Here is a 25,408-nt window from a genome sequence, read left to right as displayed (position 1 = left end):
GACAGTTCGACATCCGAGGTGACGTAGGCGTGGCTCTTCCGCCCCTTACCCCTGAACAGCGCGCAGCAGCGCTCGAAAAGGCCGCCGCGGCTCGCCGGGAGCGGGCCGAGGTGAAGAATCGACTCAAGCATTCCGGCGCCTCCCTCCATGACGTCATCAAGCTGGGCCAGGAGAACGACGTCATCGGCAAGATGAAGGTCTCCGCTCTTCTGGAGTCCCTCCCGGGCGTGGGCAAGGTCCGCGCCAAGCAGATCATGGAGCGCCTCGGCATCTCCGAGTCTCGACGTGTTCGAGGTCTCGGCTCCAACCAGATCGCCTCTCTGGAGCGCGAGTTCGGCGGCAAGCCCGCCTGAGGCTTCGCACGAAGTTCTCCCGGCGTTCTCAGGCAGTCCCGAGAACCTGGATAATCGCTCTATGGCAGCAGAGGTTCGTCCGCGGCTGACCGTGCTCTCCGGCCCCTCGGGGGTCGGCAAGAGCACGGTCGTCGCGCATATGCGCAAGGTTCACCCCGAGGTATGGCTCTCGGTGTCGGCCACCACCCGCAAGCCGCGGCCCGGTGAGCGACACGGAGTCCACTACTTCTTCGTCAACGACGACGAGTTCGACAAGCTGATCGCCAATGGCGAGCTGCTGGAGTGGGCCGAATTCGCGGGCAACCGCTACGGCACACCGCGCGGCGCGGTACTGGAACGCCTGGAGAACGGCGAGCCGGTCCTGCTGGAGATCGATCTCCAGGGCGCGCGACTCGTCCGCGAGTCCATGCCCGAGGCCCAGCTGGTCTTCCTCGCCCCGCCGAGCTGGGAGGAGCTGGTCCGCCGGCTCACCGGTCGCGGGACCGAGTCGGCCGAGGTCATCGAGCGTCGGCTCGGCGCGGCCCGCGTCGAACTCGCTGCCGAATCGGAGTTCGACACCACCCTCGTCAACACCTCCGTCGAGGACGTGGCGCGCGAGCTGCTAGCCTTGATGGAAGTTGTCTGATCGTTGATCGATGTTCTTTCGATCGATGTTTGAATCTTCACCCATCTTCGGAAGGTAGAGCGTGTCCTCTTCCATGACTGCGCCCGAGGGCATCATCAACCCGCCGATCGACGAGCTGCTCGAGGCCACCGACTCGAAGTACAGCCTCGTGATCTACGCGGCCAAGCGTGCCCGTCAGATCAACGCGTACTACTCGCAGCTCGGCGAGGGCCTGCTTGAGTACGTCGGCCCGCTGGTGGACACTCACGTCCACGAGAAGCCGCTTTCGATCGCGCTGCGCGAGATCAACGCGGGTCTGCTGACCTCCGAGGCCATCGAGGCCCCGGCTCAGTAAGCACCGAGAATTCCTTTCACCACAGGCCCGGCAGAACATCTGTCGGGCCTGTGGTGTGTCATGGGTGTCAGTGATGTTCCGCGAAGGGGAGTGTGTGGTGGGCAAGCCGAAGGTCGTGCTGGGGGTCAGTGGCGGAATCGCCGCCTACAAGGCCTGTGAGCTGCTGCGTCGGCTGACCGAGTCCGGGCACGACGTACGGGTGGTGCCCACCGCGGCCTCCCTCCACTTCGTCGGCGAGGCCACCTGGGCCGCGCTCTCCGGCAACCCGGCCTCCCAGCAGGTCTGGGAGACCGTGCACGAGGTGCCGCACGTGCGCATCGGACAGTCGGCCGACCTGGTGGTCGTCGCCCCCGCCACCGCCGACATGCTCGCCAAGGCCGCCCACGGCCTCGCGGACGACCTCCTGACGAACACCCTGCTCACCGCACGCTGTCCGGTCGTCTTCGCCCCCGCGATGCACACCGAGATGTGGGAGCACCCCGCCACCCAGGAGAACGTGGCCACGCTGCGCCGACGGGGCGCCGTCGTCATCGAGCCCGCCGTCGGCCGGCTCACCGGCAAGGACACCGGCAAGGGGCGACTGCCCGACCCCGAGGAGATCTACGAGGTCTGCCGCCACGTCCTGCGGGGCGCCGGCCGCGCGGACGGCGCCGCCGGACCCGACCTCGCCGGCCGACACGTGGTGATCAGTGCCGGCGGTACCCGGGAGCCGCTCGACCCGGTCCGGTTCCTCGGCAACCGTTCCTCCGGCAAGCAGGGCTACGCGCTCGCCCGCACCGCCGTCGCCCGCGGCGCCCGCGTCACACTGGTCGCGGCCAACACCGCGCTGCCCGACCCGGCCGGGGTGGACGTCGTACGGGTGGGCACGGCCCTCCAGCTCCGGGAGGCGGTCCTCGAGGCCGCCGCCGAGGCCGACGCGGTGGTGATGGCCGCCGCCGTCGCCGACTTCCGGCCCGCCCGCTACGCGGACGGAAAGATCAAGAAGAAGGACGGGCAGGAGCCCGAGCCGGTGGCCCTCGTACGCAACCCCGACGTTCTCGCGGAGGTCTCCGCCGACCGCGCCCGGGAGGGGCAGGTCGTGGTGGGATTCGCCGCCGAGACGGACGACGTTCTCGCGAACGGACGTGCGAAACTCCGCCGCAAGGGGTGTGATCTTCTCGTCGTCAACGAAGTGGGCGAGAGCAAGACCTTCGGTTCCGAGGAGAACGAAGCGGTGGTCCTGGCTTCCGATGGGGCCGAGACGGCGGTGCCGTATGGTCCGAAGGACGTACTGGCCGAGGTGATTTGGGATCACGTCGTGGCACGATTCGCGCCACGACGCGCCTGAACGGGACGCTTCCGGGAGACAGACTCCTGGGTCAGAATGGAGTGCCGCAGGTCACACGGCTCCCACAAGGCGAGACGGGTGGTCCGACAGACGGCGGCGACCGATAAACTGCACTCGGAACGTGATCGGGCGCAGCCCCCGATGTGGTTCCGCCAAATGATCAGCCAGCAGCCGCTGCAACCCCAGGGAGCGTTGTGTCCCGTCGCCTGTTCACCTCGGAGTCCGTGACCGAGGGCCACCCCGACAAGATCGCTGACCAGATCAGCGACACGATCCTCGACGCGCTTCTCGCCGAGGACCCGACTTCGCGCGTGGCCGTGGAAACCCTCATCACCACCGGTCTCGTCCACATCGCGGGAGAGGTGACGACGAAGGCCTACGCCCCGATCGCGCAGCTCGTCCGCGACAAGATCCTCGAGATCGGCTACGACTCCTCGAAGAAGGGCTTCGACGGCGCCTCCTGCGGCGTGTCGGTGTCCATCGGCGCGCAGTCCCCCGACATCGCGCAGGGCGTCGACACCGCGTACGAGAAGCGGGTCGAGGGCGACGAGGACGAGCTGGACAAGCAGGGCGCCGGCGACCAGGGCCTGATGTTCGGGTACGCCTGCGACGAGACGCCCGAGCTGATGCCGCTCCCGATCCACATCGCGCACAAGCTCTCGCGCCGCCTGTCCGAGGTCCGCAAGAACGGCACCATCCCGTACCTGCGCCCCGACGGCAAGACCCAGGTCACCATCGAGTACGACGGCGACAAGGCCGTGCGCCTGGACACGGTCGTCGTGTCCTCGCAGCACGCCGCCGACATCGACCTGGACTCGCTGCTCGCCCCGGACATCCGCGAGTTCGTCGTCGAGCACGTGCTGGCCCAGCTCATCGAGGACGGCATCAAGCTCGACACCGAGGGCTACCGCCTCCTGGTGAACCCGACCGGTCGCTTCGAGATCGGCGGCCCCATGGGCGACGCCGGCCTCACCGGCCGCAAGATCATCATCGACACCTACGGCGGCATGGCCCGCCACGGTGGCGGCGCCTTCTCCGGCAAGGACCCGTCCAAGGTCGACCGCTCGGCCGCCTACGCCATGCGCTGGGTCGCCAAGAACGTCGTCGCCGCCGGGCTGGCCTCGCGCTGCGAGGTGCAGGTCGCGTACGCCATCGGCAAGGCCGAGCCGGTCGGTCTCTTCGTGGAGACCTTCGGCACCGCCAAGGTCGACGTCCAGAAGATCGAGGAGGCGATCGGCCAGGTCTTCGACCTCCGCCCGGCCGCCATCATCCGCGACCTGGACCTGCTGCGTCCGATCTACGCGCAGACCGCCGCCTACGGCCACTTCGGCCGTGAGCTGCCGGACTTCACCTGGGAGCGCACCGACCGCGTCGACGCCCTGCGCACCGCCGCCGGTCTGTAGAAACCCCCGGCGCGGACGCGCCCGCACGTACGGCCCCGGACCTCGCGGTCCGGGGCCGTACGTCGTTGTCACCGGCATTTGGTAAGAATTCGGGTGTGAGCAGCGAGAGCGATTCCGAAGAGCGGCCCGAGGACGGGAGTCCCGGTGGTCCGCCGGAGCAGCTCGCGCTGATCCGGGGGATGGTCGCCGAGGCCAAGGCGACGGCCGAGGAGAAGGCCAAGCCCCGCACCTGGCGGGGAGCGCCGCTGGCCAAGGACCTGCCGATCGCCAGGATCCTCGTCAACAAGGGTGTCCTGCACCTCGACCAGACCTGGGACTACGCCGTCCCCGAGCACCTGGCGGAGGACGCCCAGCCGGGCGTCAGGGTCCGGGTCCGCTTCGGCGCCGGCGAGGGCCGCGTCCGCGACGGACGCCGCGAGGGCGGCGGCCTGATCGACGGCTTCGTGATCGAGCGGATCGCGGAGACGGACTACACCGGGCCGCTCGCCGCACTGGCGCAGGTGGTGTCCCCCGAGCGGGTGCTGAGCCCGCGGATGGAGAAGCTCGCCCGGGCCGTGGCCCAGCGCTACGCGGGCAGCCTCGCCGACGTCCTCCAACTGGCGATCCCGCCGCGCCACGGCCAGGCCGAGAGCCGCCCGTCCCCCGAGCCGAGGCCCGCCCCCGAGGCGCCGGAACCGGGCGGCTGGGAGCGGTACCCGGCAGGACCGGGCTTCCTGCGCGAGCTCGCCTCCGGAGCGAGCCCCCGCACCGTGTGGACGGCGTTGCCCGGCCCGCACTGGCCGGACGAGCTGGCGCGCGCGATGGCGACCACCCTGGCCTCCGGCCGCGGCGCGCTGGCCGTCCTCCCCGACGGGCGCGCCGCCGCCCGCGTGGACGAGGCGCTGACCGCCCTGGTCGGCAAGGGGCTGCACACCCTGCTCACCGCCGAATCGGGCCCCCAGAAGCGCTACACGCAGTGGCTCTCGGTGCACCGGGGCTCGGTGCGGGCCGTGATCGGGACCCGCGCGGCCATGTTCGCGCCCGTCAGGGACCTGGGGCTGGTCGCCGTCTGGGACGACGGGGACTCCAGCCACAGCGACGACAACGCCCCCTTCCCGCACGTGCGGGAGGTGCTGCAACTGCGCTCGCTGACCGAGGGCTGCGCCTTCCTCCTGGGCAGTACGAGCTGCACGGTCGAGGCCGCCCAACTGGTCGAGTCCGGCTGGGCCCGGCCGCTGGTGGCCGACCGGACGACGGTGCGCGCGCACGCGCCCCGCATCCGGACCGTCGGCGACGAACTCCTCGCGCGGGACGAGGCGGCCCGCGCGGCCCGCCTGCCCAGCCTGGCCTGGGAGACCGTACGGGAGGGCCTGAAGACCGGGCCCGTGCTCGTCCAGGTGCCCCGGCGCGGTTACGTGCCCCGGCTGGCCTGCGAGCGGTGCCGGACCCCCGCGCGGTGCGGGGCCTGCGCGGGCCCGTTGGAGGCGCCCGACGCCCGGGAGCTGCACTGCGGCTGGTGCGGCCGGCAGGAGAGCGCCTGGCACTGCCAGGAGTGCGGGTCCTTCCGCCTGCGGGCCCAGGTGGTCGGGGCGCGCCGCACCGCCGAGGAACTGGGGCGCGCATTCCCCGCCGTGTCCGTGCGCACCTCCGGACGCGACCACGTGTTGGAGCGGGTACCCGACGCCCCGGCCCTGGTGGTCTCCACGCCGGGCGCGGAGCCGGTGGCCGAGGGCGAGGGCTACGCGGCAGCGCTGCTCCTTGACGGCTGGGCGATGCTCGGCTTCCCCGACCTGCGGGCGAGCGAGGAGGCGCTGCGACGGTGGATCGCCGCGTCGTCCCTGGTGCGCGGCAGCGGCCAGGTGGTGATCGTGGCCGAGCCCACGCTGCGCCCCGTACAGGCGTTGGTCAGGTGGGACCCCGTGGGACACGCGCTGCGCGAGCTGGCGGAGCGCGCCGAGCTGCGCTTCCCGCCGGTGTCGCGCATGGCGTCCGTCATCGGCCGCAAGGAGGCGATCGAGGGCTTCCTGGCCGCCGCGGAGCTGCCGTCGGACGCCGAGATCCTGGGCCCGGTGCCGCTGCCGGCGCGGCGCGGGGAGGCCTCCTCGGGCGAGCGGGCGCTCGTCAGGGTCCGGCCCGGCAACGGCGCGGCCCTGGCGGCGGCGCTCAAGTCGGCGCAGGCCGGTCGGCTGGCCCGGGGCGTGTCGGCGGCGGATTCGGTCCGGGTCAGGATCGACCCGCCGGACATCGGCTGACGGCCGCGCGGGGGCGGCCGGTCGTTCCGCCGGGGAGCCGGAGAGCCGGAGAGCCGGAGAGCCGGAGAGCGTTGGAGGGTGCCGGGAGTGCCGGGTGTGCCGGGGGCGTCGGGTGGCCGGGACGCGGAACGCCCCCGGCGGGGCGACCGTTCGGATCGCTCCGCCGGGGGCGGGAACCGCTGTACCGCGGCCGGTTCGGCCCTGCCGTCGGGGGTCGGCGTCCCGGCGGCGGGGCCGATCAGCCGTTCCGCGGTCCCGGGAAGGCCGGCGAGCGGGGGGCCGACCCCGCCGCGGCTCCGGCCTGGGCGCCCGTCTGCGACTCCTCGCGCACGGGTTGGGGCGGTACCGAGCGGGCGGCCGGGATCGTGGGGAGCGGCCCCAGGGTGCGGGTGGTGGTGGTCGCCTCGGCCGGCGGCTCGGTCGCCTCGACGGGCTGCGCGCGCCGGGCCCCGTAACGCCGGTGCACGGCCTGCTTGGTGACGCCGAGAGCCGAACCGACCGCGTCCCACGAGAAACCGAGCGAGCGGTCGAAGTCCACCGCGGCGGTGACCAGCGTCTCGACGCTGTCCCGGAGTTCCTGCGCGAGGCGGACGGTGGGCGCGGGCGCCCTTCCGTAGACGACGAAGCCCGTGGAGGGACCTGAGCGGCGCGGGCGGTACACGTTGCCGAGCTGGGCGGTGAGCGTACGCAGGGCATCCACCTGCCGGCGAACCCGCTCGATGTCCCGCACCAACAGGTGCAGGCTGGCCCGTGCTTGGGCGTCGTGGGTGGCGTGGTCGGCCATGAAGTAGCCTCTCGAACCGGTGCTGAAGAGCGGATGGGCCACAGACACCGGTGTGATGCGCGGCCCGTTTCGGTCAATCTCTCTTGACCAACGCTCCAGCCGGTGCGCAGGTCACGCTGTGGGGGCGTGTCGGCATATGCGAGGGGCGCGCGCGTGTGCGTACGCCCCCTCCGGACCGCAGGTGAGCCGCCTCGCGCGCACGCCCATAGACTGGTGTGCTGCTGACAGCCGAGATAGCGAGGTAGTAACCGGTGAAGCTCGTCTTCGCAGGCACCCCCGAGGTCGCCGTGCCCGCCCTGGACGCCCTGATCGCCTCCGGGCGGCACGAGGTCGCCGCCGTCGTCACCCGGCCCGACGCGCCGGCGGGTCGTGGCCGACGTCTCGTCGCGAGCCCCGTCGCCGAGCGCGCCGAGGAGGCGGGGATCGAGGTCCTCAAGCCCACCCGGCCCCGCGACCCCGAGTTCCAGGCCCGGCTGCGCGAGATCGACCCCGACTGCTGCCCGGTCGTCGCGTACGGGGCGCTGCTGCCCAAGAGCGCGCTGGAGATCCCCCGGCGCGGCTGGGTCAACCTGCACTTCTCACTGCTTCCCGCCTGGCGCGGCGCGGCCCCCGTCCAGCAGTCGATCATGGCGGGGGACCAGGTCACCGGCGCGTCCACCTTCCAGATCGAGGAAGGCCTCGACTCCGGCCCGGTCTACGGGATCCTCACCGAGGAGATCCGGCCGACCGACACCAGCGGCGACCTGCTGACCCGGCTCGCCTTCGCCGGGGCCGGTCTGCTGGCGGCCACCATGGACGGGATCGAGGACGGGACGCTGCGCGCCGTCGAGCAGCCGACCGACGGGATCTCGCTCGCGCCCAAGATCACGGTGGAGGACGCCCGGATCGACTGGAAGGCCCCCGCGCTCCGCGCCGACCGGGTGGTGCGCGGTTGCACGCCCGCCCCCGGGGCGTGGACGGTCTTCCGCGGCGAGCGGCTCAAGCTGATCTCGGTCGGCCTGGTGCCCGACCGCACGGACCTGGAGCCCGGGGTGCTCGCCCCGGCCAAGAACAACGTGTACGTCGGCACCGGTTCGCACGCCGTGGAGCTGCTCTGGGTGCAGCCGCAGGGCAAGAAGCCGATGAAGGGCGCGGACTGGGCGCGCGGGGTGCGGATCGCGCCCGGCGAGCGCCTCGGTGGAGTCGACGTAGGCTGATCCCCGACGTTCCCCCCCACCTCTGCAGACCCGTAGCACCTCGTACATCCGGAGCACCTTTCACGTGAGCGAACAGCCTCGCCAGCCTCGTCGTCGACCCGCCGCCACCGGGGGTGGCAAGCCGTCCGGGGCCCAGGGCGGCAAGCCGGGCAAGCCGTACCGGCGGCCGCAGAAGGACCCCGTGCGGATGCTGGCCTTCGAGGCGCTGCGGGCGGTGGGGGAGCGGGACGCGTACGCCAACCTCGTGCTGCCGCCGCTGCTGCGCAAGGCCCGCCAGGACGAGAACTTCCAGGCGCGCGACGCGGCGCTGGCCACCGAGCTGGTGTACGGGACGCTGCGCCGCCAGGGGACGTACGACGCGGTCATCAAGGCCTGCATCGACCGACCGCTGCGGGAGGTGGACCCGCCGGTGCTGGACGTGCTCTCGCTCGGTGCCCACCAACTGCTGGGGACCCGGATCCCGACGCACGCCGCGGTCTCCGCGAGCGTGGAACTGGCACGGGTGGTGCTCGGCGACGGGCGCGCCAAGTTCGTGAACGCCGTCCTGCGCAAGATCGCCGCGCACGACCTGGACGGCTGGCTGGAGAAGGTCGCCCCGCCCTACGAGGACGACGCGGAACAGCACCTGGCGGTGTACCACTCGCACCCGCGTTGGGTCGTCAGCGCGCTGTGGGACGCCCTCGGCGGGGGCCGCGCGGGCATCGAGGACCTCCTGGAGGCCGACAACGAGCGGCCCGAGGTCACCCTGGTGGCGCGACCCGGGAGGTCCACCACCGAGGAGCTGTCGGAAGCGGTCGGCGAGGACTCGGCGCTGCCCGGGCGCTGGTCCCCGTACGCCGTGCGGATGGCCGAGGGCGGCGAGCCGGGCGCCCTGGAGGCGGTGCGCGACGGGCGCGCCGGCGTGCAGGACGAGGGCAGCCAACTGGTGGCGATGGCCCTGGCGGCGGCCCCGATCGAGGGCCGCGACGCCCGGTGGCTGGACGGCTGCGCCGGCCCCGGCGGCAAGGCGGCCCTGCTGGCGGCGCTCGCCGCACGGCGGGGAGCGTTCCTGCTGGCCTCCGAGAAGCAGCCGCACCGGGCGCGCCTGGTGGAGAACGCGCTGGCCGGCAACCCCGGCCCGTACCAGGTCATCGCCGCCGACGGCACCCGCCCGCCGTGGCTGCCGGGCTCCTTCGACCGGGTCCTGATGGACGTGCCCTGCTCCGGCCTGGGCGCCCTGCGGCGACGCCCCGAGGCCCGCTGGCGGCGACGCCCCGAGGACCTGGACGGCTTCGCGCCGCTCCAGCGCGGTCTGCTCCGGGAGGCGCTCTCGGCGGTCCGCGTCGGCGGCATCGTCGGCTACGCGACCTGCTCCCCGCACCTGGCGGAGACCCGGGTCGTGGTGGACGACGTCCTGAAGGGGCGCGGCGCCGGCGCGTCGCCCGTCTCGGCCGAACTGATCGACGCCAGGCCCTACATGGGCGGCGTTCCGGCCCTGGGAGACGGCCCGGACGTCCAGCTCTGGCCGCATCTGCACGGTACGGACGCCATGTACCTGGCACTGCTGCGCCGCACGGCCTGAGGGCCGGCCCGCCGCCCCCGGTCGAGGGGGCGGTGGGCCGGTGGCGCGATCCCCGGCACTGGGCGGCGGCGGGGCGCGCTCGGCGCGGTCGTGCCGTGGGTGGTGACGAGGGACGAGTGGGGCGAGGCCCGTGATCACTCGCCCTCCCGCACCCCACGGAGACTTGCGGGGTCATGGCCGGAACCGGGCGGGGGCATGGCAACCTTGGGGCATGGCCGTTCAGATCAATCCCAGCATCCTGTCCGCCGACTTCTCCCGGCTCGCCGAAGAGGCCAGGGCCGTCGAGGGCGCCGACTGGCTGCACGTCGACGTCATGGACAACCATTTCGTTCCGAACCTCACCCTCGGCATGCCGATCGTGGAGTCCCTGAGCCGGGCCACGGACATCCCGCTCGACCTGCACCTCATGATCGAGGACCCCGACCGCTGGGCGCCGCAGTACGTGGAGGCGGGCGCCGGGTCGGTCACCTTCCACGCCGAGGCCGCCGCCGCGCCGGTGCGGCTGGCGCGGGAGATCCGGGCCAAGGGGGCGCGGGCGTCGATGGCGCTCAAGCCGGCCACGCCGATCGAACAGTACGAGGACCTGCTGCCCGAGCTGGACATGGTGCTGATCATGACGGTCGAGCCCGGCTTCGGCGGGCAGGCCTTCCTCGACATCATGCTGCCCAAGATCCGCCGTACCCGGGAGCTGATCGCCAAGCACGGGCTGGAGCTCTGGCTCCAGGTCGACGGCGGGGTGTCGGCCTCGACGATCGAGCGGGTCGCCGAGGCGGGCGCGGACGTGTTCGTCGCCGGGAGCGCGGTCTACGGCGCGGTCGACCCGGCCGCCGCGGTGCGGACGCTGCGTGAGCAGGCGAGTGCGGCCATCGCCGCCGCGCCCTGGGGTTGCGACCACTGAGACAAGGCTTGATGAACAGCTCGGTGAACGGGGGCTGTCCAGGCTGATCAACGGCCGTCGGATCTGACAGGATGAACGGCGAGTCGAGAGTGTGAACACGAGAGTGTGAACAGCAGTGAGGAGAACGCGGTGTCTGCAATGTCGGCGGGACGGTCAGCCCTGCGGATGGGACCCGCGGAGCTGGTGCAGGCGGCGGCCATGGCGCGCCGCTTCTACCTGGAGGGGAAGTCCAAGATCCAGATCGCCGAGGAGTTCGGCGTGAGCCGCTTCAAGGTGGCCCGGGTCCTGGAGACGGCGCTGGAACGCGATCTCGTGCGCATCGAGATCCGGGTGCCGGCCGAGCTGGACGCGGAACGGTCGGACGCGCTCCGGGCCCGGTACGGGTTGCGCCACGCGGTCGTGGTGGAGTCGCCGGCCGACGCGACCGAGGACGCTCCCGACCCGGAGAACCTCGGGGCGGTCGCGGCCGACCTCCTCGGCGAGCTCGTGAACGAGGGCGACGTGCTGGGTCTGGCGTGGGGCAGATCGACCATTCACATGGCCGCCTCCCTGCACCGCCTGCCTCCCTGCACGGTGGTCCAGCTGACCGGCGTGTACGACGCGGGGACCGCCGAGCGCGGCTCCGTGGAGGCCGTACGCAGGGCCGCGCAGGTCTCCGGCGGCGACGCGCACCCCATCTACGCCCCCATGCTGCTGCCCGACCCGGCGACGGCCGCCGCGCTGCGCGGTCAGACGGGCATCGCGCGCGCCTTCGAGTACTTCGACAAGGTGACCGTCGCGGCCGTCTCCATCGGGTCCTGGGAGACGGGCATCTCCACGGTCCACGACATGCTGACGGACGAGGAACGGGAGCACTACGCCTCCTTGGGCGTCGCCGCCGAGATGTCCGCGCATCTGTTCGACGCGGAGGGTCGTCGGGTCGGACGCGACCTCGGCGAGCGGTGCATCACCGTCGAGGCGGACCGACTGCGCCGGATCCCCGAGGTCGTGGCCATCGCGGGCGGGCTGCGCAAGGCCTCCGCGATCGGGGCCGTGCTCCGGTCGGGCCTGGTGACCAGCCTCGTCACCGACACGGCGGTCGCCGACTACCTGCTCACCGAATCCGAGCCGGGGCTGCGGCCGGCGCTGGAGCGGGCCGACCCGGACGACTGACCGGGCCCCGTCGGGGGTCGGTGGTGCGGATGGTGCCGGAATTGAGATCCGAACGGCGGACCGTGGGGCGGCCTGTGGGGCGCATACTGGGTTCAATGACAAAGTCAGCAGTACCTCGCCGCCATTTGCCGTCCAGCCCGTTCAAGGCCCCTGTGGAAGCGCCCTTGCGGCACTTCAGCGTGGGCGACCGGGTCACTCACGACGAACACGGTCTCGGCCGTGTCGTCGGGATCGAGGAGGGGATCGCCGTTCTCGTCGACTTCGGGTCGGTCCAGAAACGAATCCTGAGTCCCTACACCAAGATGGCCGCGCTCTGAGGCCACCGGGCGATTCGCGAGCGAATCGGATATTTGGCACGATCGGTGCATGATCTTTCGGAACGTGCCCCGATCGTTGCTGCGTGTGCTGGGGGCGCTGTTCCTCTGTGTCGCGCTGGTCGGTGCGGCGGGCTGCGGCGCGAAGAATCCCGCGCCCACCGCCGCCACGCCTGCCTCCGGCTCGGCTTCCGCCTCCACCGGGGGCGACGCCGCCGTGCCGAAGTGGGCGAAGGGGATGGCCACGGTACGCGCGGACGCGCTGCCGCGGCAGGCGCGTGAGGTGCTGGCGCTGATCGACAAGGGCGGGCCGTACCCGTACCGGCAGGACGGGACCGTCTTCGGGAACTTCGAGAAGGCGCTGCCCCGGCAGAAGCGCGGTCACTACCACGAGTTCACGGTGACGACACCGGGGGCGCGCGACCGAGGGGCCCGGCGGATCGTGACGGGCGAGGGCGGGGAGTTCTTCTACACGGACGACCACTACGAGACCTTCAAGGCGGTTCTCCGATGACCCTCGAAGCGCAGCCGCTCGGCCCGGCACTCGCCGCCGCGAGGAAGGCGGGGTGGACGACCCTGGACCTGGACCTCGACGGTGTGCGGAGCAAGGCCGAGCTGATGCGACGCCTCGGTGACGCGCTGCGGGTCCCCGAGTGGTTCGGCGGCAACTGGGACGCGCTGGCGGACGTGCTGATCGACCTGTCGTGGCTGCCGGCGGCGCCGGGACGGCTGCTCGCGGTGACGTCCTGGCGGGCGTTCGAGCGGGCCCGGCCGGGCGACTGGGAGACCCTCCGGGAGATCCTGGAGGAGGCCGTGGACTTCTGGGCGCGGGACGGCGACGGACCGTCGTCCCCGCTGACGGTGCTGCTGGCGGACGGGCCGGCGACGGAGCGCGGGGACTCGCCCCGACCGCCGCGCGGCGGGCCCCGGCGGGACTGAAGCGGCGGGATCGGATCGCCGGGATCGGATCGCCGGGATTGGATCGGCGGGACTGCCGGGACTGGATAGCCGGGACCGGATCGGCGGGGCGGGAAGGTGGGGGCCGGGGCCCCCACCGGGTCACGGGGTCTTGGGCGGCTTGGGGACCCACGGCGGGGTCTGGCCCCAGGACCAGACCGGGATGTCGGCCGCGTCGACCGGCGGGGGATTGGCGCCCGAGTAGATCAGCGCCATCCGGGTCCCCCATTCGATGTAGTAGACGAAGACCGCCCGGAACTCGGGGTCCGTCGGGAGCCCGACCTCGTCGGCGGTGTCCAGCAGCAGGTCCACCCAGCGGCGGCGCTGCTTCTCGGTGATGCCCCGGCCCAGGTGCTTGGTGGCCATGTGCTGATGGCCACCGTGGTGGGCGGTGTAGTCCTTCGGGCCGCCGAAGACCTCCGACAGCCAGACGGCGACGTGCCGGGGGTGCTCCGCGTCCATGCCGGCGAAGACCGGGGCGAGGATCTCGTCGCGGAGCGCGTGTGCGTAGAAGGTGTCGGCGAGGCGGTTCATCGCCTCCTCGCCGCCCATCCACTCGTAGATGGTGGGCGTGGTGTCGGGCGAGGTGCTCATGACCGGGAGGCGGCCTTCCCCGGGCCGACCACGTCGGTCACCCGGTAGTGCTTCATTTCCTCGATGTTGCTCACGTACGGGCGGATCGCGCTGAAGAACGCCGGGAACTGCTCGCCCTTGCGGAAGCCCTCCAGGTGGTCCGCGATCGAGGTCCAGCGGATGCGGAGGATGTAGCGCTCGGCCTCCTCCTCGCCGTGGGCCAGCTCGTAGTCGACGCACTCGGGCGCGGCGGCGAGCGACTCGGCGGCCCGGGCGTACGCCGCCTCGAACTCCTTCTGATCGCCCGGGGCGATCCGGTAGCGGATGTATTCGACGGTGGTGGTCATGGTGTGCGTGCCTCTCCCTGGGTTCAGGTGGTCCCGGTCAGCCTTTCGCGATCTTGCGTTCCCGGCGACGTTTTCGGCTATTCGGACCCGGACTTCTTGATGTTGGACTCGGTGTCCGCGTCGAGGTCGGGGCCCTGGGAGCGGACCTGTCGGACCTTGTCGAGGGAGTCGCGCAGCTCGGTGAGCCACGCGTCGGTGTTGCGCTCGACCAGGCGTACGCACCAGGCGAGGGCGTCGGCCCGGCTGCGCGCGACGCCGCCGGCCACCAGGGTGTCGAGGACCTGGCGTTCGCTCTGGCGCAGTCGGGTCATCACCGGCACCGCGAGGTGGGTGAAGACGGTGGTCTCCCCGCCGGAGCGGACGCCCCAGGCGACCTTGCGGCGGTAGAGCTCCTGCGCCTCGCGGGCGACCTCGACGCGCTGCTCGCGGGTGCGTTCGCGGAAGTCCGCGACCGATTCGTTCGCCGGCGCGGTCCCGATGACCGTGATCTCCTCGCGGTCGACGGTGACCGACACCAGCGACTCGTAGACGTCCACGGGCAGGCGGTCCGAGAACCAGGTGCGGAGCTGTGTCTGCTGCTCGGCTGTAATCATGTAATCAACGTTGCATCCGTTGCCCGCTTGATCGCAAGGGTCCGGCGGGCAACGGAGGCCGTGTTCGCTCTCAGCCCATCGAGCGGTAGCGGTGGATCAGGGAGACCGCCATCGCCCCCTCGCCCACCCCCGACGCGACCCGCTTGACGGAGTGGGCGCGCACGTCGCCCGCCGCGAAGACCCCCGGCACGCTCGTCTCCAAGGGGTAGGGCGCGCGTTCCAGGCTCCACTCCTGCGGCAGCTCACCGCCGTTGGCGATCAGGTCGGAACCGGTCAGGACGAAGCCGTACTCGTCGCGCTCCACCACCCCCGCCAGCCAGTCCGTGTGCGGGCGGGCGCCGATGAAGGTGAACATGAAACGGGCCGGGACCTCCTTGTCCTCGCCGGTCTCCGCGTCGTGCAGGGTCAGCCGCTCCAGGTGCTCGTCACCGTCCAGCGAGACCACCGTCGTCCGCACCCGGACCTCGATGTTGGGGGTCCGCTCGATCTCGTCGATCAGGTAGCGGGACATGCTGTCGTCGAGCGAGGCCGCCCGGACCAGGATCGTCACCCGGGCCGCGTACTTGGCGAAGTGCACCGCCGCCTGCCCGGCCGAGTTCGCGCCGCCCACGATGAACACGTGCTGCGAGATGCAGGCCGAACTCTCCGTGGTCGCCGCTCCGTAGTACAGGCCGGCGCCCTCGAAACGGTCCGCGCCGGGGGCCTGGAGCCGGTTGTACGAGACCCCGGTCGCGAGCAGCACCGTCTCCGCGCTGATCTCCGTGCCGTCCGCCAGGGTCAGGATCTTCGCCGGGTCGTCCCGGGTCAGCGAGACCACCTCCACCGGGTGCAGGATCTCGGCGCCGAAGCGCGAGGCCTGGATGGTCGCCCGGCGGGTGAGGTCCCCGCCCGAGAGGCCCGAGGGGAAGCCCAGGTAGTTCTCGATCAGGCTGGAGGTGCCCGCCTGGCCGCCCGGGGCGCGGGAGTCCAGCATCAGGGTGGACAGGCCCTCGGACGCCGAATAGACCCCGGCCGCCAGCCCCGCCGGGCCCGCGCCGACGATCACGCACTCGTAGTGCGGGCGGGAGGCGGTGGTGGCCAGGCCCAGCCGCTGGGCGAGTTGGGTGTCGGTCGGTGCGGAGAGCACCGTCCCGTCCGGGAACCGGACCAGGGGGAGGGCCGCGTCGGCGTGCGCGGAGGCGATCACGGTCAGCGCCTCGGGGTCCCGCTCCACGTTCAGGAAGCGGAACGGCTGCCCGTTGCGGGTGAAGAAGTCCCGGACGGCGTGCGTGCCGGGGGAGACCAGGTGACCGGCGACGATGATCCCGTCGTACGCGGGGCGGTAGTTGGCCAGCCAGTCCGAGAGCAGGTCGTCCAGGACGGGGAAGAGCCGCTCGTGGGGCGGGTCCCACGGCTTGAGCAGGTAGTAGTCCAACCGGACCCGGTTGATGGCGGTGATCGCCGCGTCGGTCTCCGCGTACGCCGTCAGCAGGACCCGGCGGGCGTCGGGGAAGCGGCTGACCGCCTCCAACAGGAACTCGACCCCCGTGACGTCCGGCATCCGCTGGTCGACGAGGAAGAGCGCCGGGTCGTGACCGCGTTCGTCGAGGGAGTCCAGGATCTTCAGCGCGTCGGCGGCGGAGGAGGCGCCGAGCACCCGGTACCGGTCGCCGTAGGCGCTGCGCAGGTCCCGGCGGACGGCGCGCAGGACCTGCGGGTCGTCGTCCACGGCCAGGATGACGGGCTTGCGGTTCTCGGTGCGCTCGGCGGCGGTGCCGCTCCCCGCGGGGGCGACGCGGGCGCCCTCCCGGGCCGCGCTCACGCCGGGTCCAACATCAACTGGTCCGCGTAGCACCAGGCCCAGTCCTCACCGGGCTCGTGGGAGGCCGCGACGGGGTGCTCCGTGGTGCGGTAGTGCCGCGTGGCATGACGGTTCTTCGAGGAGTCGCAGCAGCCCACGTGCCCGCAACTGAGGCACATCCGCAGGTGCACCCAGCCGTCGCCCAGGACCAGGCACTCCTCGCAGCCCTCGGTGCCGGGTTTCACCGGACGTATCCGGTCGACGTGTGTGCACAACAGGTCCATGGTCATCGTCCCCGTCCCTCTCCTCGCGCGCTCGTCCCGATCGCGTGCGGTTGTGGTGCCGCTCATCGCGCCAGTGATTCACGGCGCGTCCAGACCATAAGTCGGGCCTTCGGGAATGGTTCACCGATTCGGCCGAGGTCATGAAGTGTCGGGGCTACTTCATGACCTCGCGAGATGACTACCTGAGGTGTCGGGGAGACCTGCCCTCCTACCTCACGAAGTCGCACACGGGCCCTTTGACGCAGGCCCCGGGCGGAAGCAGTGTGGGGGACGCCAACGACAACAGGCGGCGCCTGGAGGAATCCGTGAGCAGAAAGATTCTGGTCATTGTCTCCGAACACGGTTACTGGGCCGAGGAATTGATCGGGCCCGTATCGAAGTTCGACGAGCGGGGCTACGAAGTCGTATTCGCCACACCCACCGGAAAGCGGGCGCACGCCCTCCCGCCGAGCCTCGACGCGCACTACGTCGACCCTCCGCTGGGCCGTTCGGTGACCACCGAGGAGAACGCCCGGCTCGGCCGCGAGTTCGAGCAGTCGAGCCGGTTGGACTCGCCGCTCGACATCGAGGCCTGGGCCCCCGAGCGCCCGTACACCAGCGACGCGGACTACCTGCCCAAGTTGGAGCAGTACCACCGTGATCTGGACCGACTCCAGGAGGAGATCGCCGGCTTCGACGCGATCCTCGTCGTGGGCGGCAGCGGGCCGATCGCGGACCTCGCCAACAACGAGCGCGTGCACGCCCTGATCCTGGCCTTCAAGAACGCCGGCAAGGTCGTGGCCGCCGAGTGCTACGGGGTCGCCTGCCTGGCCTTCGCCCGCGACTGGGGCGACCGCGAGAGCATCATCCGGGGCAAGCACGTGACCGGCCACTGCAAGGAATACGACTACAAGGACGGCACCGGATTCCTCGGCACCGACTTCAACATGGGGCCGCCGCCGTACCCGCTCGAATACATCCTGCGCGATGCCACCGGTCCGAACGGCGCGTACCACGGGAATTTCGGCCACCCCCTGTCGGTGATCGTCGACTACCCGTTCGTGACGGGTCGTTCCACCCCCGATTCCTATTTGACGGGGCAGAAGATCGTGGAAGTACTGGAGGACGGTCTCACCCGTTACGGGTGGTAGGGGGAATTCATGGAAGCCACTCCCGGACGGGAAAGGCTGATCGAGCAGTTCAAGGCCGACGGTCTGCACGTGATGTTCGGAAATCCGGGGACGGTGGAACAGGGATTTCTCGACGCGGTCGACGCGGCGGCGGACTTCCACTACGTCCTCGCCCTCCAGGAGACCGTGGCGGCGGGCATCGCCGACGGCTACGCCCGCGCCACCGGCGGTGCGGCGCTGCTCCAGTTGCACTCCGGCGTGGGCCTGGGCAACGGCATCGGCATGCTGTACCAGTCGCTGCGCGGCCACACCCCGCTCGTCGTCGTCGCCGGTGACGCCGGGGTCCGCTACGACGCCATGGACGCGCAGATGGCCTGCGACCTGGTGGCCATGGCGAGGCCGGTCACCAAGTACGCGACCCGGGTCACCGACCCGCGGTCCGTGCTGCGCACCGTACGACGGGCCGTGAAGATCGCCCTGACCCCGCCGCGCGGACCGGTGTTCGTGGCCCTGCCCATGGACGTGCTGGACGAGCTCAACTCCGAGCCCGTGCTGCCCACCTCGGTACCGCTCACCGACGTGGCGCCCTCGCCGGCCTCGGTGGGGCGGGCGGCCGAACTCCTCGCCGCCGCCGAGCGGCCGGTCGTCCTGATCGGGGACGGGGTGGCCCTCTCCGGGGCGCAGGCCGAACTCGTCGCGGTGGCGGAGCTGTTGGGCGCCGACGTGTACGAGGTCGACTCCTCCGAGGTCAACATCGCGGCCTCCCACCCGCTGCGCCGCGGCCAGACGGGCCACATGTTCGGCCCGCACAGCAAGGAGCTGATCGGCGGCGCGGACGGGGTGCTGATCGTCGGCACCTATGTCTTCCCGGAGGTGTTCCCCGAGTTGGAGAGCCCCTTCCGGGCGGGCGCGAAGGTCGTGCACATCGACCTCGACGCCTACGAGATCGCCAAGAACCACCCGGTGGACCTCGGTCTCGCCGCCGACCCCAAGGAGGCGCTGCGCGCGCTGGCGGGCGTACTGCGACAGCGGCAGACCACCCGGCAGCGCGCGGCCGCGGCGGCCCGGCTGGACGCGCGGGCCCGCGAGCGGGCCCGCGCCGCCCTCGACGGCGGGCGGAGCGACGACGACGGCACGCCGATGGGCGTCTTCCTGCGGACCCTCGCCGAGCGGACCGGGGGCGACCTCATCGTCTTCGACGAGGCGCTGACCACCTCGCCGCTGGTCACCAGGTACCTGCCGGCGGAGCGGCCGGGCGACTACCACCTCACCCGGGGCGGTTCGCTCGGGGTGGGTTTCCCGGGGGCGGTCGGGGCCAAGCTGGCCCGCCCGGACCGGCTCGTCGTCGGCTTCGCCGGGGACGGCGGCTCGATGTACACGTACCAGGCACTGTGGACCGCCGTCCGGCACGGGATCGACGCCAAGTTCGTGGTCTGCAACAACCGCAAGTACCGGCTGCTCGACGACAACATCACCCGGTACTGGCAGGAGCGGGACATCGCCGCGCACGCCTTCCCGGGCTCCTTCGACCTCTCCCGCCCCGAGATCGACTTCGCCGGCCTGGCCCGGGCCCTCGGCGCGGACGGGACGCGGGTGGAGAAGCCGGACGAGGCGGTCACCGCCGTCACGAGGATGCTGGCCCACCCCGGCCCGTACCTCGTCGACATCCAGATCTGAGCCCCGCGCGCACCACCTCAGCTGAGCCCCGCACCACCTCACCGGCACGGACAGGAGGAGACCGCATGCCCGCCGAACGGCTGACCGAGGACGCGATCCGCAGCTTCACCGAGGAGTGGTACGTGGCACTGGACCAGCACCTTCCGCCGGCCCGGGTGCTCGCCCTCGTCACGGAGGACCTGGAGTTCAAGGTGCCCGAGGACACCTTCCTCGGGCACGAGGGCTTCGGCCGCTGGTACGTGGCCGTCACCCACCGGTTCTTCGACGAGGTCCACACCGTCACGAAGGTCGAGCCCGTGATCGAGGGCGACCGGGCCGTCGTCCGGGTCCTCGTGAACTGGCAGGCCAAGATCTGGGACCCGCCGGCCGCCCGCAGCCAGTGGCTCGGCTTCGACGCCGACCAGACCTGGACCCTGGTGGCCGGCCCGGACGGACCGCTGATCAGGCAGTACACCGTCAACGAGTTGGCGCCGATGCCCGGTTCCGGCGCCCTGTGACCGCCGGCGACCGCGAGGGGGGAACGGCGATGACCGAAGTGACACGGGAGCGGGTCGAGGCGGCCTACCGGGCCCTGGGCTCCGGGGACCGGGCGCGCGTCCTGGAGTACTACTCCGAGGACCTGCGCTGGCTGGTGCCGGGCAACCACCCGCTGGCCGGCTGGTACGAGAGCCTCGACGCCTTCCTGGAGCTGATGGGGCAGACCCACAAGCTCACCGGCGGCACCTTCCGGATGGACGTCCAGGCGGTGCTCGTCGGCGAGGACTGCAGCGCCGACGTGTGCCGCAACGTCGCCCTGCGGGACGGCGCGGACCCGGCGAGCACGTCCCCGTACGAGCGGATGGACTACCCGGTCTTCCACTTCATGCGGTGGCGCGACGGTCGGATCGTCGAGGGCCGCGACGGGCTCTTCGGCGACACGGCGTCCGCGTTCAGCCAGTTCTGGGCGCCGTTCGCACCGGACGGAACCCGCAGGGACCGATAGGGGAGGAGCACGATGAGCGCGTCGGACGCACGAGAGAGCTCGACCGAGATCCTTCGGAAGTACTACGAGTACGCCAACGCCGGTGACTGGGACCGCTGGTGCGACCTGTTCGCCGACGACCAGGTCATGGACGAGCAGCTCGCCGGTCACATCGAGGGCCTGGAGACCCTGCGCTCGATGATGAAGGGCATGGGGACGATGTACCGGGTATTCCGGAACGAGCCCGTGCACTTCCTCGTCGACGGGGAGAAGGCCGCGGCCGTGTCCCACCTCACCGCGGTCGCCGCGAACGGCGGGGCCATCGAGGCCGAGGTCATGAACTTCTTCCGGATCGTGGACGGAAAGATCGCCTACATGGCGAACCACCACGACACGGTCCCCTTCCAAGTCCTGAGCCGGGACTGAGGGGGCCCGCGATGACCGTGGACGCATACGACTACATCGTGGTCGGCGCCGGCACCGCCGGCAGCGTGCTCGCGAACCGGCTCTCCGAGGACCCCGACGTCACCGTCCTCGTCCTGGAGGCCGGAGGCCCCCGCATCCCGCCCGAGGTGGACGACCCCTCCTCCTGGTACAAGCTGCTCGGCGGACCCCTCGACTGGGGGTACACCAGCGTCCCGCAGCCCGGCCTCGACGGCCGGCGCACCCACGAACCCCGCGGCAAGGCCCCCGGCGGCAGCAGCAACCTCTACATCATGATGCACGTCAGGGGCCACGCCTCGGACTTCGACAACTGGGCCTACCAGGGCGCGGCCGGCTGGTCGTACGAGGACGTACTGCCCTGGTTCGCCCTGCTGGAGGGACAGGAGGACGCCACCGCGGCGACCACCGGCACCCGGGGCCCCCAACGGATCACGCACGCCGGCCGGCACCACCCCAACCCGACCTCCCGCGCCTTCATCGACGCGGCCGTGGAACTCGGCCACGAGGAGATCGCCGACTTCAACACCGACGGCCCCCGGCGCGGGCTGTTCGGCACCGGCTGGCACCACATCGACGTGGCCGACGGCCGCCGTCAGGGCGCCCTCGCCGCCTACCTCGAACCGGCGCTCGACCGCCCCAACCTGACCCTGCGCACCCACGCGCAGAGCACCCGGCTGCTGTTCGACGGGGACACCTGCACGGGCGTGGAGTACACCCGCCTCGCCCCGCCCGCGGAGTTCCCCGGCCGCACCGTCCGCGACGGCCACGACGACTCCGGCTCGCCCGGGACACACACCGCACGCGCCCGCCGGGAGGTCCTCGTGGCGGCGGGGGCCATCGAGTCACCGAAACTGCTGCTGCTCTCCGGCGTCGGGCACCCGGAGCAACTGCGCGACCACGGCATCGAGGTCACCGCGGCCCTGCCCGGCGTCGGGGAGAACTTCCACAACCACGTGCTGACCGGGCTGATGGCCGAGGTCACCCAGCCGCTCCCGGCGCCGGCACAGAACCTGTCCGAGAGCGCTCTGTTCCTGTCCTCGCGGCCCGGCCTCCCCGCCCCCGACCTGCAGATCGCCTTCGTCCACGTGCCGTTCGACGTGATCGTCGGCCAGGACCACCCGAACACGGTCAGCATCCTGCCGGGCGTCGTACGCCCCGTCTCGCGCGGCTGGATCAGGCTGGCGAGCGCCGACCCGCTGGCCCACCCGTTGATCAACCCGAACTACCTGGGCGACCGCTGGGACCTGGAGCGGATGGTGCAGGGCGTCAAGATCGCCCGGGAGCTCTTCGCGACCTCCGCCTTCTCGCCCTGGTACAAGCAGGAACTCCAGCCCGGTCCCGGCTTCGTGAGCGACGAGGACCTGCGGACCTTCGTGAAGCGGAAGTCCGAGAGCTACCACCACCAGGCCGGCTCCTGCCGCATGGGCATCGACGACCTCTCCGTCGTCGACCCCGAGCTGCGGGTGCACGGCGTGCGCAACCTGCGCGTCGTCGACGCGAGCGTGATGCCCGCCGTCCCGTCGGGCAACTGCCACACCGCCATCGCGATGATCGCCGAGCGCGCGGCGGACTTCCTCAAGGGAGAGTCCCGTGCCTGACGCCGTACCGCGCGAGGGGGCGCTGTCCGGGACCCGGATCGCGGTCCTGGTCGAGAGCGACTTCTACGAACCGGAGATCTTCTACTACCGACACCGCTTCGCCGAGGAGGGCGCCGAGGTCGACTTCCTGACCCGGCTGTGGGGCAACGACTCCCTCACCTTCACCGGGCACGAGTACCGGGCGCCGTTCACCGCCGACCGGTCCCTGGAGGGGCTGACCGACGAGGAACTGCGCCGGTACGCGGCGCTCATCGTGCCGTCCGGCATGGTGGCCGACCGGCTGCGCTACACCGAGGACGTGGACGTGCTCGCGCCGGCGACGGAGCTGTTGCGCAGGGCCTTCGAGGAGCCGACGGTCCTCAAGGGGATCATCTGCCACGGCATGTGGCTGGCCGCCTCGATCCCGGACAAGATCCGCGGTCGCAAGGTCGTCTGCCACAACAACCTCGTCGGCGACGTCCGGAACATGGGCGCCCAGTACGTGGACGAGGACGTGGTCGTCGACGGCGACCTGGTCACCGGCCGCACCGGCGCCCACCACCACCTCTTCGCCCGGCGGATCATCGAGCTGATCGCGGCCGGCCGCGGCCGGGGCGCCGACTGATGGGGCCCGTGGTCTGGTCGCACGTCGGCCTCAACTGCGCCGACCAGAAGGCCACCGAGGAGTTCTACACCCGGTACTTCGGCTTCCGGCGGGCCCGCGTGGTCGACCTGGGAGAGTCCACGATCGTCTTCCTGCGCCAGGGGGACGCGTACCTGGAACTCTTCGCGGCCGGCACGGAGCCGGCGATCCCCGCCCACGACGACGGGCCGCAGGCGCCCGGGCGGCTGCGTCACCTGGCCTTCCAGACCGACGACGTGGACGCGTTCCTGGCGGAGCTGGGGGACGCGGCCGAAGTGACCCTGGGACCACTGGACTTCGACGACTTCATCCACGGCTGGCGGACCGTGTGGGTCCGCGATCCCGACGGGGTGATCGTCGAGGTCAGCCAGGGATACGAGGACGAGCACGGCACATTGCGACAGCCCGGTGGGCCCTTCAACGAAACGGACGGTGCATGACATGGCGGATGCCGTGAGCTTCTCCTTCTCCGACACCATCGCCGGTTACGTCAGCCGCTTCGACTCCGGGACCCGGCTGCTCGGCCTGAAGACCGCGGACGGCCGCGCGTTCGAGGTGTCGCTGGCCGGCGACCCGAGCGCCGAACTGGTCCGCAACCTCGACGAGCCCTACGTCGACGCCTCCGGGCACCTCGACGAGATGCTCTCGCCCGGCCGCTTCCTCTACGTCTACGGCATCCACTACCCCGAGCACGGAGGCCGGTTCGACGCCAAGCGCCTTGTCTTCCTCGGGCGCGGCGCGGAGGACTACCGGTTCGAGGAGCCGAGCTGGTGGGTCAAGCAGATCGAGTCGCTGGCCACCTTCTACCGGCGGGCGCAGTTCGGCGACGGCCCGGTGGACTTCACCGAGTACCGCACCGAGATCCGCCTCGGCGGGGACAAGACGGCCAGTCATGTCCAGGAGACCGACACGATCTCCCGCCTGGTCTACGGCATGGCCTCGGCCTACCTGCTGACCGGCAAGGACGAGTACCTCGAGGTCGCCGAGCGCGGCACCGAGTACCTGCGCAAGCACATGCGGGTCGTGGACAGCGAGGAGGACGTGGTCTTCTGGTACCACGGCATCAGCGTGGACGGGGACAGCGAACGCAAGCTGTTCACGTCGGAGTTCTCCGACGACTACGACGCGATCCCGATGTACGAGCAGATCTACGCGCTGGCCGGCCCGATCCAGACCTACCGGGTCACCGGAGACGTCCGGATCAGGAACGACGCCGACGCCACCATCCGGCTCTTCGACAAGTTCTTCCACGACCCGGAGCAGGGCGGCTACTACTCGCACATCGACCCGATCCTCTTCAGCGCCGACCACGAGTCGCTGGGGGAGAACGCGGAGCGCAAGAACTGGAACTCGGTCGGCGACCACGCGCCCGCCTACCTGATCAACCTGTACCTGGCGACCGGCGAGCAGAAGTACGCCGACTTCCTGGAGTACACCTTCGACACCATCGCGGACCGCTTCCCGGACTACGAGAACAGCCCGTTCGTCCAGGAGCGCTTCCACCGCGATTGGTCGGCCGACACGGAGCACAGTTGGCAGCAGAACCGCGCCGTCGTCGGTCACAACCTCAAGATCGCCTGGAACCTGATGCGGATGAACTCGCTGAAGGCCAAGCCGGCCTACGAGGAGTTGGCGCGCAGGATCGGCGACACCATGCCGGCCGTCGGCAGCGACGTGCAGCGCGGCGGCTGGTACGACGTGGTCGAGCGCATCAGGTCCGGCGACGAGGAGACACACCGTTTCGCCTGGCACGACCGCAAGGCCTGGTGGCAGCAGGAACAGGCGATCCTCGCCTACCTCATCCTGAACGGCACCGTCGGCGGGGACGCGTACCGGCGCGAGGCCCGACAGGCGGAGGCCTTCTACAACACCTTCTTCCTCGACCACGACGAGGGTGCCGTCTACTTCAACGTGCTGGCCAGTGGCACGCCGTACCTCCTCGGCACCGAGCGCCTCAAAGGCAGCCACTCGATGTCGATGTACCACTCGGCGGAGCTCTGCTACCTCTCCGCCGTCTACAACAACCTGCTCGTCAACGGTCGGGAGATGGACTTCCACTTCCAGCCCGACCCCACGAACCTGCCCGACCGCGTGCTGCGCGTCTCGCCCGACCTGCTCCCCGCGGGATCCGTGGCCGTCGCGTCCGTCGAGATCGACGAGAAGCCGTGGACGGACTTCGACGCCGACGGCCTGACCGTGCGGCTGCCCGACGTCCAGGGACGGGTCAAGGTCAAGGTACGGCTGCGGCCCGTCAACCGGAAGTAGCGCTCAACGGGGGGCGCCCC

At 71.3% G+C, this 25,408-nt stretch carries 28 protein-coding genes; 22 read left to right on the top strand and 6 right to left on the bottom strand.

What is annotated here, in order from left to right:
- Window positions 1-29: 29 nt before the first annotated feature.
- From ACFYW3_RS16725 to ACFYW3_RS16700, 6 genes are all read left to right on the top strand, one after another.
- The gene (locus ACFYW3_RS16725; protein WP_053676615.1) at window positions 30-353 is read left to right on the top strand and encodes an integration host factor; all 324 of its coding nucleotides are present in this window, start codon (window positions 30-32) and stop codon (window positions 351-353) included.
- A 61-nt stretch (window positions 354-414) separates the two neighbouring features.
- The gene (gmk, locus tag ACFYW3_RS16720; RefSeq protein WP_053676614.1) at window positions 415-978 is read left to right on the top strand and encodes a guanylate kinase; all 564 of its coding nucleotides are present in this window, start codon (window positions 415-417) and stop codon (window positions 976-978) included.
- A gap of 61 nt (window positions 979-1,039) precedes the next feature.
- On the top strand, window positions 1,040-1,312 hold the full coding sequence (gene rpoZ, locus ACFYW3_RS16715) for a DNA-directed RNA polymerase subunit omega (protein ID WP_030879741.1): 273 nt from the start codon (window positions 1,040-1,042) through the stop codon (window positions 1,310-1,312).
- Window positions 1,313-1,409: 97 nt separating this feature from the next.
- The gene (coaBC, locus tag ACFYW3_RS16710) at window positions 1,410-2,639 is read left to right on the top strand and encodes a bifunctional phosphopantothenoylcysteine decarboxylase/phosphopantothenate--cysteine ligase CoaBC (protein ID WP_351752350.1); all 1,230 of its coding nucleotides are present in this window, start codon (window positions 1,410-1,412) and stop codon (window positions 2,637-2,639) included.
- Between the two features lie 194 nt (window positions 2,640-2,833).
- Complete coding sequence (metK, locus tag ACFYW3_RS16705) at window positions 2,834-4,042, top strand: methionine adenosyltransferase (protein ID WP_053676612.1); 1,209 nt, start codon at window positions 2,834-2,836, stop codon at window positions 4,040-4,042.
- 95 nt (window positions 4,043-4,137) lie between these two features.
- Window positions 4,138-6,273: a primosomal protein N' gene (locus ACFYW3_RS16700; protein WP_351752354.1), complete on the top strand. Its 2,136-nt coding sequence runs from the start codon at window positions 4,138-4,140 to the stop codon at window positions 6,271-6,273.
- Window positions 6,274-6,511: 238 nt separating this feature from the next.
- Here ACFYW3_RS16700 and ACFYW3_RS16695 read toward each other — a convergent pair whose 3' ends face one another.
- Window positions 6,512-7,057 (bottom strand): hypothetical protein, encoded by a 546-nt coding sequence (locus tag ACFYW3_RS16695; protein WP_351752357.1) that lies wholly within the window; start codon window positions 7,055-7,057, stop codon window positions 6,512-6,514.
- 251 nt (window positions 7,058-7,308) lie between these two features.
- Here ACFYW3_RS16695 and fmt point away from each other — a divergent pair, with 251 nt between their 5' ends.
- The 7 genes from fmt to ACFYW3_RS16660 all read left to right on the top strand — a co-directional run bounded on the left by fmt (window position 7,309) and on the right by ACFYW3_RS16660 (window position 13,117).
- Complete coding sequence (fmt, locus tag ACFYW3_RS16690) at window positions 7,309-8,253, top strand: methionyl-tRNA formyltransferase (protein WP_351752360.1); 945 nt, start codon at window positions 7,309-7,311, stop codon at window positions 8,251-8,253.
- Between the two features lie 64 nt (window positions 8,254-8,317).
- Window positions 8,318-9,814 (top strand): RsmB/NOP family class I SAM-dependent RNA methyltransferase, encoded by a 1,497-nt coding sequence (locus tag ACFYW3_RS16685; protein WP_389386641.1) that lies wholly within the window; start codon window positions 8,318-8,320, stop codon window positions 9,812-9,814.
- Window positions 9,815-10,025: 211 nt separating this feature from the next.
- Window positions 10,026-10,712: a ribulose-phosphate 3-epimerase gene (gene rpe, locus ACFYW3_RS16680; RefSeq protein ID WP_351375216.1), complete on the top strand. Its 687-nt coding sequence runs from the start codon at window positions 10,026-10,028 to the stop codon at window positions 10,710-10,712.
- Between the two features lie 138 nt (window positions 10,713-10,850).
- Complete coding sequence (locus ACFYW3_RS16675; protein ID WP_351752529.1) at window positions 10,851-11,864, top strand: sugar-binding domain-containing protein; 1,014 nt, start codon at window positions 10,851-10,853, stop codon at window positions 11,862-11,864.
- A gap of 95 nt (window positions 11,865-11,959) precedes the next feature.
- Window positions 11,960-12,181, top strand: coding sequence for a CarD family transcriptional regulator (locus tag ACFYW3_RS16670; protein WP_267797429.1), 222 nt, complete (start codon window positions 11,960-11,962; stop codon window positions 12,179-12,181).
- Window positions 12,182-12,230: 49 nt separating this feature from the next.
- Complete coding sequence (locus tag ACFYW3_RS16665; protein ID WP_351752363.1) at window positions 12,231-12,692, top strand: ribonuclease domain-containing protein; 462 nt, start codon at window positions 12,231-12,233, stop codon at window positions 12,690-12,692.
- The gene (locus ACFYW3_RS16660) at window positions 12,689-13,117 is read left to right on the top strand and encodes a barstar family protein (RefSeq protein WP_389386640.1); all 429 of its coding nucleotides are present in this window, start codon (window positions 12,689-12,691) and stop codon (window positions 13,115-13,117) included. Before ACFYW3_RS16665 ends, ACFYW3_RS16660 begins: the two co-directional genes overlap by 4 nt.
- 120 nt (window positions 13,118-13,237) lie before the next feature.
- Here the strand turns inward: ACFYW3_RS16660 and ACFYW3_RS16655 are convergent, their stop codons facing one another.
- From ACFYW3_RS16655 to ACFYW3_RS16635, 5 genes are all read right to left on the bottom strand, one after another.
- Window positions 13,238-13,729: a group II truncated hemoglobin gene (locus ACFYW3_RS16655; protein ID WP_389386639.1), complete on the bottom strand. Its 492-nt coding sequence runs from the start codon at window positions 13,727-13,729 to the stop codon at window positions 13,238-13,240.
- A complete protein-coding gene (locus ACFYW3_RS16650; protein WP_389386638.1) occupies window positions 13,726-14,055 on the bottom strand; it encodes a putative quinol monooxygenase in 330 nt (109 codons plus the stop codon). The genes ACFYW3_RS16655 and ACFYW3_RS16650 overlap by 4 nt, the downstream gene beginning before the upstream one ends.
- 77 nt (window positions 14,056-14,132) lie before the next feature.
- Window positions 14,133-14,648 (bottom strand): hypothetical protein, encoded by a 516-nt coding sequence (locus ACFYW3_RS16645; protein WP_351752374.1) that lies wholly within the window; start codon window positions 14,646-14,648, stop codon window positions 14,133-14,135.
- A 70-nt stretch (window positions 14,649-14,718) separates the two neighbouring features.
- Window positions 14,719-16,449: an FAD-dependent oxidoreductase gene (locus ACFYW3_RS16640; RefSeq protein WP_078998585.1), complete on the bottom strand. Its 1,731-nt coding sequence runs from the start codon at window positions 16,447-16,449 to the stop codon at window positions 14,719-14,721.
- Entirely contained in the window at window positions 16,446-16,718 is a 273-nt protein-coding gene (locus tag ACFYW3_RS16635) for a UBP-type zinc finger domain-containing protein (RefSeq protein ID WP_329446653.1), read from the bottom strand. Before ACFYW3_RS16635 ends, ACFYW3_RS16640 begins: the two co-directional genes overlap by 4 nt.
- A 299-nt stretch (window positions 16,719-17,017) precedes the next feature.
- On the opposite strand from ACFYW3_RS16635, the gene ACFYW3_RS16630 reads away from it, so the two are divergent.
- The 9 genes from ACFYW3_RS16630 (at window position 17,018) to ACFYW3_RS16590 (ending at window position 25,388) form a co-directional block, all read left to right on the top strand.
- Window positions 17,018-17,842, top strand: coding sequence for a type 1 glutamine amidotransferase domain-containing protein (locus ACFYW3_RS16630; protein WP_351752377.1), 825 nt, complete (start codon window positions 17,018-17,020; stop codon window positions 17,840-17,842).
- A gap of 9 nt (window positions 17,843-17,851) precedes the next feature.
- The gene (locus ACFYW3_RS16625) at window positions 17,852-19,498 is read left to right on the top strand and encodes a thiamine pyrophosphate-binding protein (RefSeq protein ID WP_389386637.1); all 1,647 of its coding nucleotides are present in this window, start codon (window positions 17,852-17,854) and stop codon (window positions 19,496-19,498) included.
- Between the two features lie 65 nt (window positions 19,499-19,563).
- Entirely contained in the window at window positions 19,564-19,995 is a 432-nt protein-coding gene (locus tag ACFYW3_RS16620) for a nuclear transport factor 2 family protein (RefSeq protein WP_389386636.1), read from the top strand.
- Window positions 19,996-20,024: 29 nt separating this feature from the next.
- Entirely contained in the window at window positions 20,025-20,480 is a 456-nt protein-coding gene (locus ACFYW3_RS16615) for a nuclear transport factor 2 family protein (protein ID WP_053676599.1), read from the top strand.
- Window positions 20,481-20,492: 12 nt separating this feature from the next.
- A complete protein-coding gene (locus ACFYW3_RS16610) occupies window positions 20,493-20,885 on the top strand; it encodes a nuclear transport factor 2 family protein (RefSeq protein ID WP_053676598.1) in 393 nt (130 codons plus the stop codon).
- A gap of 11 nt (window positions 20,886-20,896) precedes the next feature.
- Window positions 20,897-22,501: a GMC oxidoreductase gene (locus ACFYW3_RS16605; protein ID WP_351752385.1), complete on the top strand. Its 1,605-nt coding sequence runs from the start codon at window positions 20,897-20,899 to the stop codon at window positions 22,499-22,501.
- Entirely contained in the window at window positions 22,494-23,105 is a 612-nt protein-coding gene (locus ACFYW3_RS16600) for a DJ-1/PfpI family protein (RefSeq protein WP_351752388.1), read from the top strand. The genes ACFYW3_RS16605 and ACFYW3_RS16600 overlap by 8 nt, the downstream gene beginning before the upstream one ends.
- On the top strand, window positions 23,105-23,563 hold the full coding sequence (locus ACFYW3_RS16595; RefSeq protein WP_389386635.1) for a VOC family protein: 459 nt from the start codon (window positions 23,105-23,107) through the stop codon (window positions 23,561-23,563). The genes ACFYW3_RS16600 and ACFYW3_RS16595 overlap by 1 nt, the downstream gene beginning before the upstream one ends.
- A 1-nt stretch (window position 23,564) precedes the next feature.
- The gene (locus ACFYW3_RS16590; protein WP_351752394.1) at window positions 23,565-25,388 is read left to right on the top strand and encodes an AGE family epimerase/isomerase; all 1,824 of its coding nucleotides are present in this window, start codon (window positions 23,565-23,567) and stop codon (window positions 25,386-25,388) included.
- Window positions 25,389-25,408: the final 20 nt, after the last annotated feature.

The sequence above is a fragment of the Streptomyces sp. NPDC002602 genome, from assembly GCF_042889445.1.
GTDB lineage: Bacteria > Actinomycetota > Actinomycetes > Streptomycetales > Streptomycetaceae > Streptomyces.
The sequence above is the reverse complement of the archived record's forward strand: the minus strand, read 5'-3'. Positions and strand labels throughout refer to the sequence as shown.